This is a genomic window from Azospirillum sp. OGB3 (assembly GCF_014192915.1).
GTDB lineage: Bacteria > Pseudomonadota > Alphaproteobacteria > Azospirillales > Azospirillaceae > Azospirillum.
In genome coordinates this window covers 1-5,059 of sequence record NZ_JACHYN010000048.1, presented here as the reverse complement: position 1 = coordinate 5,059, position 5,059 = coordinate 1, and the positions used below count along the sequence as shown (strand labels likewise).

The window sequence follows — 5,059 nt, the reverse complement described above, 5'->3', positions numbered from 1 at the left end:
GGCTGCGACAACAGGCCGGACACATGGATGCATCCTTCTCGGCCAGTCAGTGCGGATTTCCCTCTTGCGCCGGAGGGGCCGTCCACACATGGTTTCTTCGACGACCTCAGCTTGCCACCGTTTCAAGAAGGTGGAAGGGCCGTCCACCACATCAGTTCAGGGTTCTCTGTCGCCTGGACCTACCCGCGCCCGATCTCCTGAAGCGCCAATCGCACCGCAGTCTCGGCGCAGACGATTGCCTCGTCCAGGGGAAGGGCAAATTGGAAGCGGTAGTAGTGCCACGTGGTGGCTGACAGGTAGTAGCGGATGTTGGCAGCGGCGATGGTACGGTCCTGCGCGGTGCGATGGGGGGCGTAGGCATCGATGAGGGCACAAACAGCCCGCCAACGACCTAAGGCAACGCTCTCGCGCACGCGGCGCAACAGTTCGGTGTGGAGTGCCGATTGGACGAGGGCGGATTTTTCCTCAAAGCGCGTATAGAGCGGACGGACGTAGCCGGGCAATTCCCCGATGCGGACGGGGGCCGGCGGTGTGGCGATGTGACTCACCACCTCGGCGGCCACGGCGTCGAGGAAGGCGTCACGCGAGGCGTAGTACCGAAACACGGTGCGCTCCGACATGCCGGCCTGCTTCGCCACAGCGCGCACGGTCAGTTCGGGTACGCTGGCCCGCTCCAGCAAATCCAGGGCGGAGGACAGGATCAAGCGCTGGGTCGCGTCGGTGTGGCGTTCGGTCAGGGTGGGGGCGCTTGACATGCTATCTGCCATAGTGTCATTGTGTGCGACATCATAGCATGGAGGGACGCCATGGACAAGCCAGCTGTAACGGTGAAAGACGGTGAAGGCGAAGTTCTGCGGGTGCTGGGGGCTAATGTGCGCTTCCTGCTGGAGGCGGCGGCGACGGGACATCGCTTCTCGGTCATGGACGTGAGCCTACCCAAGGATCAGGGGCCGCCCCCGCACGAGCATCCGTGGGACGAAGCGTATTTCGTGATATCGGGCCGGGTGCGCTTCGTCATCGGTGACGCGGTGCGGGTGTTCGAAGCGGGCGACTTCGTTTACGCACCGGGCGGCGTGGTGCACGGCTTCAAAGGGGTCGAGGAGACTCCGGCGCGGGTGTTGGTGTTCGACGCACCGGCGACGGCGGAGGACTTTTTCCGTGATGTGGACAAAGAGACGAAAGCTGCGCCGGGCGTTGCGCCAAACATTCCGACCATCGCGCAACGCCACGGCTTGCGTTTCCTGCCACCGGGCGCCACCTGACGCCGGGAGTTGAACCGCGCCGGGATTCTCGGAGGCCCCATTTTCTTGAGCGACTGTGTTTTCGGTCAAGCAGTTTTCCATGGCGAGGCTGTCCTGATGATGGCGTTCAGGATGTTGAGGAGATGGCGCATGCAAGCGACGAGGGCGACCTTCTTGGGACGCCCCGCCGCCACGATCCTGGTGTAATGTGCCTTGATGACGGGGTTCCAGCGGACCGCCGAGAGCGTAGCCATGTACAGGGCGTTGCGCACGGCGGTGCGACCGCCGGCGATGGCTCTATACCCACGCATCTGACCGGAATCGCGGTTGACGGGTGCGACGCCGACCAAGGCGGCGATGCGTCGGCGGTCAAGGCGGCCGAGTTCGGGCAGATCGGCGATCAACGTGCGCGCGGTGATGCCGCCGATGCCGGGTACTGAGGTCAGCAGGTCGTCTGCGGCCCGCCAGACGGGGGAGCCGCGTACGGTGTCGTCGATGTCCTTGTCCAACTCGACCAGCTGAGCCTCCAGGGTTTTCCGGGTGGCTTCGATGGTGTGGCGGACCCGTGGATTGCGGGTCTGACGCAGGCGGTTGGCTTCCATGCCGATCATCTCGACCACTTGCCGACGCCGCGCGACCAGTTCGCCCAGCGCCAGGCTCTCGGCGTCAGCGATCGGACGCGGTTCGGGGCGGATGCGTTCGGCGAACAGGGCGATGATCTGGGCATCGAGCGCGTCGGTTTTGGCAAGCCGCCCGGTGGCGCGGGCAAAATCGCGGATCTGACGCGGATTATCTACGGCCAAGGGCAGGCTGGCGCCGGCCAGGACGGCGGCGACGGTCACTTCGAAGCCGCCCGTCGCTTCCAGCACGATCAGGGAAGGGGCACGCATGCGCAACTCGGCGACGAGTTGATCCAGGCCTTCGCCGTTGCACGCAACGGCGAAGGCCTGCCCCGCGGGCAGAATGTGTACGTCGAGACGGTCCTTGGAGACGTCAATGCCGACAAAGCTTGGCGAAGATGAAGGTTGTTCCATGACCCGTCCTTGCGAATGCGGGCTCGCCTTGCGGCCCGAGCGACTGTTCGAGTTCCGGATGGAACCGGCGGACGGGGCACCGTGCTCAAGAACGGGCTCGATCACCCGAGAGATGGGCGGGCTCCCGTCCGCCGGCAGCCTCGCCGGCTTCGTGTCGGCGGGCAAGGGAGAGATACAAGAGGATGGGGCCATCATGACTGTCAATCGGCTTGAGATTGGGACCCTGCGCTTGGTCGCCGGCCGCAGGAAGTCGCGCACTTCATCATGAGCGCGGCAGAAGCGGTGGGCGCTGTTCGGCTGCTGGAAGCCGCGCATCGGCCGTGTGCGCCCTTTCACCCCGCGGTGATCTTGCTCCAAATGGTTGTTCTTGTACTTGAAAGTGCGGTGCTCGACGGCATCCCCGAACACCTCCGCGAGGGCTAGGGGATAGGCGGCGTGCTTGTCGGAGGTGATCGTCTCCGGCATGATGCCCGTCACCGCCATGGCCGAGCGAAAGAACCGTTCAGCGGCAACTTGGTCACGGTGTTCGCTGAGGTAGACGTCGACGAGGTTGCCGTCGCTGTCGCTGGCCCGGTACAAATAGCACCACCGTCCGTCGACCTTGAGGTAGGTCTCGTCCACGTACCAGCTCCGGCCGATCCTGCCCCGACGACGCTGGCGTAGGGCATCGGTAAGCAGGGGAGCGATCTTGGCCTCCCACTCGCGCACCGCCTCATGAGAGAAGACCAAGCCTCGCAGCAGCAGAATCTCGGCCAAGTCCCGCAAGCTCAGCTTCAGGCGCAGCCTCCACAGCACGATCAGGAAGACGATGTCCGTGGGCACCTGCAGCCGGTTCAGCGCCGAGCCCGAGCGTTCGTTGAACTGGCGCCCACATTCCCGGCAACGGAAGCGCCGATAGTCATGCGCCGTTCGGTCCGAACGCTCGGTCGTCGCCATCGAGTGACAGTGCGGGCAGCGTATGCGTCTCCTCCAAGAGGGAGGGGATCCTCTACGGCAGCACCGCCGCAATGATCAAGCCGGCGCGAAAGCTGACGGAACCTCCTTGACCGCGGCGACGGCGCGCTCGGCATCGGCCTGGGTGCTGATCGGGACGCCGGTCACGGCGGAGACGACGGACACCGCGGCCTCGCCGACCTTCTGGGCGGTCTCGCCGGAGCCAAGGGCGGCCTTGGCGACCTCCGGCAGCAGCACCGGGGCCAGGGCGGAGATGATGGGGATGAGCAGTGGCAGCATGATGGGTGCCCCTCCTTCGGGCATGAAAAAAGCCGCCTCGGCGGGGGGCGAGCGGCTGACGAAAGGATGCGATACGGCCCTGTATGGACTTCCCAAACGTATACGCCCAAAAGTCCGCATTTTCTCCAGGGTTTATCCTATTTAATCAGAAGTAAACCAGAGATGCCTAGGCTACGATCTCTTTCACTTGAGAGATGCCAGCGCTATGGTTTCCATCTCAACGCCTTTTGATTATTTCATTCTTGTCATTGAGCCGCATGCACAAGTATGTGAGGCCCTTCGCACTATCCTAGATTATTGGGGATTCCGAGTGCTCGCAGTCAGCACAATTAGAGAGGCTGAACAACAGATGCGATTATGTAATTTCACTCCGGACGCTATATTTATCAATATCCCGCTACCGTACACAAATAATGACATCAGCTTTGTCATGATAGTATCAAAATTTTTGAAGAGCGAAAATCTCTCAATTCCATTGATCGCTACGACAGTAAATGCAGACAACCAGTTCTGCATCATTGTTGAAGGAAAGGGGTGGGGATATTTATTGAAGCCCTTTTCTGCAAGCGCGATGTTCTCTGTTCTGATGAATATTTCTGGCTGGCGCGCGCATTGAATTGACGACCATTCCCGTTCGCATTTTCTCTGGCGCTTTTTGAGAAGGCAATCATGAACACGAAGACCTTGACGCAATTCCAAAGCGTTACGATCCAATTGGCCGGGTGGCGAGGCAGGTTCTGGGGCAGTCGCAGGATGAAAACGAACCGCACACCATCCCCACGCTTATACCGGAGGAGGGCTTATGCCTAAGCTCCAGTACAGTAGCCTAACCGCCGTCCGGGGCTACCTGTCCCAGGACCAAATCCTACTTCTGCTGACGGCTGATCCTGAGACCGGTGATGTCTGTGTGGCGGAGCCGGGCGGTTCCCTGGAATGGCTGATAGCTGAGTGCTGCGATTTGGGACTGATCAATCCCGCCAACGGGCCGGGGAAATGGTGTCTCAGCCGTGACGGGTGGAATGCATTGCTGGATTGAGGATCGAAGGCACTTCGGCGCGAAGCGCGGAAATCGCTGATTCTTTTGACGTTTTGCTATGCAGTTCTGTTCAGTTTGCGGTTTTGCGCAAGTTCGCAACCCCGACTCAATCCAGTTCGTCCGCCGGGATGTCCGGCGAGAGCGCGCAAACTGCTGTCACCTTCACCAGTGCGGCGACCGATAGCCGATGCAGGTCTGAACCTGTATCGCCCCGCCCTCCGCCTAAATTCCCTGGACAGCATCGAAGGAGCATCAGTCGTCACATTTGGGGAGTGAGTGAATAATTTCGCGCCCGCAGTGTTCAATGACGAAATAACTGATGCGGGAGATGCGAGTGACGACAAGTGCCCTGAAGCCCATCCTGGTGGTCGAGGACAATCCGCACGACCTGGAACTGACGCTGGCGGCGCTGAAAAAATGGTAATTGCTCAGGGGGCTGGTCAGGCGGCGAAGATCGGCTGACCAGCGAGGGCGCGTGAGATGGCCTGATGGGCGGACAGGCCGTTGAGGCGCCC

At 61.5% G+C, this 5,059-nt stretch carries 5 protein-coding genes and 1 pseudogene; 2 read left to right on the top strand and 4 right to left on the bottom strand.

From position 1 onward, the window contains the following. Positions 1 to 179: 179 nt before the first annotated feature. Complete coding sequence (locus FHW79_RS32010; protein WP_183182646.1) at positions 180 to 755, bottom strand: TetR/AcrR family transcriptional regulator; 576 nt, start codon at positions 753 to 755, stop codon at positions 180 to 182. A gap of 51 nt (positions 756 to 806) precedes the next feature. Here FHW79_RS32010 and FHW79_RS32005 point away from each other — a divergent pair, with 51 nt between their 5' ends. Then, entirely contained in the window at positions 807 to 1,262 is a 456-nt protein-coding gene (locus tag FHW79_RS32005) for a cupin domain-containing protein (protein ID WP_183182645.1), read from the top strand. Positions 1,263 to 1,327: 65 nt separating this feature from the next. On the opposite strand, the gene FHW79_RS33160 is transcribed toward FHW79_RS32005, so the two are convergent. The 3 genes and pseudogenes from FHW79_RS33160 to FHW79_RS31995 all read right to left on the bottom strand — a co-directional run bounded on the left by FHW79_RS33160 (position 1,328) and on the right by FHW79_RS31995 (position 3,508). Further along, positions 1,328 to 2,275, bottom strand: coding sequence for an IS110 family transposase (locus FHW79_RS33160; protein ID WP_247884726.1), 948 nt, complete (start codon positions 2,273 to 2,275; stop codon positions 1,328 to 1,330). A 258-nt stretch (positions 2,276 to 2,533) separates the two neighbouring features. Next, positions 2,534 to 3,211: pseudogene (locus FHW79_RS33155) on the bottom strand (IS6 family transposase); the annotation flags it as partial. Between the two features lie 75 nt (positions 3,212 to 3,286). Next, positions 3,287 to 3,508: a hypothetical protein gene (locus FHW79_RS31995; RefSeq protein WP_183182643.1), complete on the bottom strand. Its 222-nt coding sequence runs from the start codon at positions 3,506 to 3,508 to the stop codon at positions 3,287 to 3,289. Between the two features lie 187 nt (positions 3,509 to 3,695). Between FHW79_RS31995 and FHW79_RS31990 the strand changes: the two genes are divergently transcribed. After that, positions 3,696 to 4,124, top strand: coding sequence for a response regulator (locus FHW79_RS31990; RefSeq protein WP_183182642.1), 429 nt, complete (start codon positions 3,696 to 3,698; stop codon positions 4,122 to 4,124). The last annotated feature ends 935 nt before the right edge of the window (positions 4,125 to 5,059 follow it).

Bases quoted from the DNA above. Each gene is read 5' to 3' on its own strand.
- FHW79_RS32010 (WP_183182646.1), bottom strand. From the start codon at position 755: ATGTCAAGCGCCCCCACCCTGACCGAACGCCACACCGACGCGACCCAG.
- FHW79_RS32005 (WP_183182645.1), top strand. From the start codon at position 807: ATGGACAAGCCAGCTGTAACGGTGAAAGACGGTGAAGGCGAAGTTCTG.
- FHW79_RS31995 (WP_183182643.1), bottom strand. From the start codon at position 3,508: ATGCTGCCACTGCTCATCCCCATCATCTCCGCCCTGGCCCCGGTGCTG.
- FHW79_RS33160 (WP_247884726.1), bottom strand. From the start codon at position 2,275: ATGGAACAACCTTCATCTTCGCCAAGCTTTGTCGGCATTGACGTCTCC.